The organism is Actinomycetospora straminea (assembly GCF_028737255.1).
Lineage (GTDB): Bacteria > Actinomycetota > Actinomycetes > Mycobacteriales > Pseudonocardiaceae > Actinomycetospora > Actinomycetospora straminea.
In genome coordinates, this window is sequence record NZ_JAQZAN010000049.1 from 1 (window position 1) to 3404 (window position 3404).

A 3404-nucleotide genomic window follows, 5' to 3' on the forward strand; every position below is an offset into this window, starting at 1 on the left:
ACCCACCGACCTCACCGCAAGATCCCCGAAATTCAACGCTACGCCACGCTACCGAGCCGTCAGGCCAGGTGCGTCCGTGGCCGGGGCTGGGCGACGCCGTCGACGACCACGTCGACGCGCTCGTCGTAGAACGCCACCAGCCCCGCGATGCGCGCGACGGCCGGGGCCGGGTGGTCGTAGCTCCAGGCGAGGTCGTCGTACCGCCCGGCCGGCGTGCGCACCGACCACCAGCGGCTGGTCACGCCCTTGTACGGGCAGGCGGTGCGGGTCGTCGACGGCTCGAGGCGGGCGACGTCGACGGCGGTGGGGTCGAGGTAGGCGCGGGTCGGCAGGCCGGTCTCGAAGAGCAGCACCGGGGCGTCGGACTCGGCGAGCACCACGCCGTCGAGCTCGACCCGCACGTGCCGCCGCGAGCGCAGGGCGTCCACCCGCACGTAGGGGCTGCGCGGGTGGACGGCGACCTCCTCGTCCTCCTCGAACCAGGCGTCGAACGCCGCCCACGTCAGCGCCACCGTGCCGGCCAGCTCGCCGTCGAGGCGCCGGTGGTCGGGGTCGGCGGCCAGCGCGGCCGGGTCGACGTCGTCGACGGGGATCGCCCAGCGCGGGTACCAGGGGTGCTCCCACACGTAGCGCGCAGCGAGCGTGTCGACGACGACCCGGCCGCCGAGCCGCGCCCGGATGCGTCGCGGGCAGGGCTCGACGTGACCGACCGGGACGGCGGGCCCGGGGTGTCCCGCGGGGCGCGTCACGGGCGACCGGCCCGCGGGGCGGGCGCCGGGATCGTCAGCACGCGGCCGGTGGCGGGGCCGCCGAACGGGTCCTGCGGGTCGAACCGCGCCGCCATCACGTGCAGCGTCCGGCCGTCCTCGCCCCCGAGCATGCAGGCGAACGGGTTGCGGTCGATCTCGAGGCGGTGGGTGATCTCGCCGCCGTCGCGGACCCGCACGAGGATGCCGCCGGCGATCTCCATCCCGCCGGTCGAGGTCCAGACGGCGCCCTCGTCGTCGATCGTGATGCCGTCGGGGCTGAGGCCCTCGGCCCAGGTGCGGCGGCCGGTCAGCGACCCGTCGGCCTCGATGTCGAACGCGACCAGCGTGCCGGCGAAGGAGTCGGCGAGCACGAGGGTGCGTCCGTCCGGGGTGATGACCATGCCGTTGCCGAACTGGATGTCGTCCGCCACCGCGCGGACCTCGCCGTCGCGGGTCACGAGGGCGATCCTGCCCGGCACGAACTCGGCCCGGCCCTGCAGCCAGCCGAGGAAGTCGAAGTCGGAGCCGTTGACGTAGACGTCCCCGCCGGGGTGGACGACGATCTCGTTGAACCCGCCGGCGACCCCGCCGAGGTCGGCGTGGACGGCGATCGTCCCGTCGTGCTCGCGCCGCAGCAGCCGGCTCGCCCACCGCTCGGCGCGGGAGACGATGAGCATGCGGCCGTCGGGCAGCCAGTCGATCGAGTGCGGCTGGATGTCGGGGTCGTGCAGGACGACCTCGGCGGTGCCGTCGGGCGCCACGGCGACGACCTCGTCGGCGCCCCAGTGGCAGAACCACAGGCGCCCGTCGTGCCAGCGGGGCGACTCGCCCACCTGCAGCCCCTCGAGCAGGACGGTCACGTCGTCGTCGGCGGTGGTGTGGGTGTCGGTCACGGTGGCCTCCGGGTGGAGCGGGTGCGGTCACCCCACCACGGACGGCCACGGCCCGGATCGACAGGACGGCTCCGTGACCCCGGTCACCGTGGTGGGGCGTGGCGCTCGGGCGTCACGCCACGCGAGCGTGTGTTCCCCCACCCGGGTCACGTTGATCGGTTGCCCACGGCTGAACGTGGGAAGCTTCCGCGCGTGAGCGCGCCGGGGCGAGACCCCGGCCCGGGCGGGACCCGGGCCCCGGCCGGCCTCGACGACGAGGCCGATCGCTGGCTCGTGGGCAGGGCCCGGTCCGGCGACCAGGGCGCGTACGAGGAGCTGGTCCGCCGGCACCGCGACCGGATCTACCGGATCGCGCTGCGCATGCTCGGCAGTCCCGCCGACGCCGACGACGTCGCGCAGGAGGTCGTCATCCAGCTCTGGACGGCGTTGTCGGGCTTCGCCGGGTCGTCGGCGTTCACCACCTGGCTCTACCGCGTCGTCGTCAACCGGTGTCTCAACCACCGCCGCGGCCAGCGACCCCACGACGAGCTCGCCGACGCCGATCACCCGCGGGTCGCGGGTCCGGAGAGCCGGGTGCTCGCGGGGGAGGAGCTGCAGGCGGGGCTCGCCGCGATCAGCCGGCTACCCGAAGATCAGCGGGTGTCCCTCGTGCTGGTGCAGCTCGAGGGCCTGTCGTACCGCGACGCGGCGAACGTCACCAAGACCAGCGAGGCCACGGTGCGCGGGCGGCTGGCCCGGGCCCGCGCCACCCTGATGTCCGAGATGAAGGACTGGACATGACCCAGGAGCGCACCCCCTCCGCCGCCGCGCCGCTCGAGGGCCACCTGGCCTGCGGGCGCGACGCGGCGTCGCTGGTCGCGCAGGTCGCCGACGGTGCGGCCGACCGCCGGGACGCCCACCAGCGTGAGTGCCCGTACTGCCAGGCCGCCCTGGCCGAGTTCGACCGGCTCTGGGCGCCCGTCCGCGCCGTCGCCGACCACCGCCCGCAGGCGCCCGAGGGCCTCCTCGACGAGGCCCTGCGCCGCATCCGCGGGGTGGCCGCCGACCCGGAGTTCGGGCGCATCGAGGAGTCGCGAGGCCGGACGCGGGTCAGCGCGCGGGTGGTGATCTCCCTGGCCCGGCACCTGAGCTCCCGCGTGCCCGGGGTGCGGGTGGCGCTGCCCCACCTCGTCGCCGCCGGCGGGGGGCCGGAGACGAGCGTGGACGACGGACCCGAGGTCACGGCCGGCGTGGCCGGGTCCTCGACGGTCGTCGCGATCACCCTCGCCGCCGAGTACGGCGCGGACCTCGTGGCCCTCGGGGCGCGCATCCGCGCAGTGGTGGCGGACGGGATCCGCAGCTCCACGGGCCTCGAGCCGGTGGCGGTGCTCGTGCACGTGGACGACGTGCTGCTCTGAGGCCGGGGCTGCGGTCGAGCGGGGGCCAGGGCTCGGGGCGACGGCGTGGCGGCGGCTGAGGTCGCGCCACGGGCGGCTGCGCGGACGCCGATCGGCGGCACCGCCGTCAGAACGGCGGTGGGTCGGGGTCGGGGTCGGGCTCGCTCGGCGTGGCGACGCGCTGGGGGTGGCGGGCGTCGCGGCGGGCTCGGCGGAGGAGGTCGCGCAGGCTCGGGGTGCGGGGTGGTCGGGCGTTGCCGGGACCGCGGTGCGGGTCGTGGGGCTCGGCGTGGAGGCGGCCCTCGGGGGTGACGGGGCTGGTCGGGCGGGGTCGGCGCCAGAAGGGGTCGCGGTCCTCGGTGACGTCGTCGGGGTCGGTGTGTCCG

General features: G+C 76.1%; 5 protein-coding genes. 2 read left to right on the forward strand and 3 right to left on the reverse strand.

Annotated features, from left to right (window positions below):
* Positions 1–59: 59 nt before the first annotated feature.
* Positions 60–749: a DUF427 domain-containing protein gene (locus PH190_RS30500; RefSeq protein WP_274235305.1), complete on the reverse strand. Its 690-nt coding sequence runs from the start codon at positions 747–749 to the stop codon at positions 60–62.
* A complete protein-coding gene (locus PH190_RS30505; protein ID WP_274235306.1) occupies positions 746–1642 on the reverse strand; it encodes an SMP-30/gluconolactonase/LRE family protein in 897 nt (298 codons plus the stop codon). Before PH190_RS30505 ends, PH190_RS30500 begins: the two co-directional genes overlap by 4 nt.
* Before the next feature lie 192 nt (positions 1643–1834).
* Here PH190_RS30505 and PH190_RS30510 point away from each other — a divergent pair, with 192 nt between their 5' ends.
* The gene (locus PH190_RS30510) at positions 1835–2422 is read left to right on the forward strand and encodes an RNA polymerase sigma factor (RefSeq protein ID WP_274235307.1); all 588 of its coding nucleotides are present in this window, start codon (positions 1835–1837) and stop codon (positions 2420–2422) included.
* Positions 2419–3039: an Asp23/Gls24 family envelope stress response protein gene (locus PH190_RS30515; protein WP_274235308.1), complete on the forward strand. Its 621-nt coding sequence runs from the start codon at positions 2419–2421 to the stop codon at positions 3037–3039. Before PH190_RS30510 ends, PH190_RS30515 begins: the two co-directional genes overlap by 4 nt.
* A 106-nt stretch (positions 3040–3145) precedes the next feature.
* Here PH190_RS30515 and PH190_RS30520 read toward each other — a convergent pair.
* A partial coding sequence (locus tag PH190_RS30520) for a hypothetical protein (protein ID WP_274235309.1) occupies positions 3146–3404 on the reverse strand: 259 nt, incomplete at its 5' end.

Coding starts and splice junctions, on each gene's coding strand:
- PH190_RS30515 (WP_274235308.1), top strand. CDS start 2,419: ATGACCCAGGAGCGCACCCCCTCCGCCGCCGCGCCGCTCGAGGGCCAC.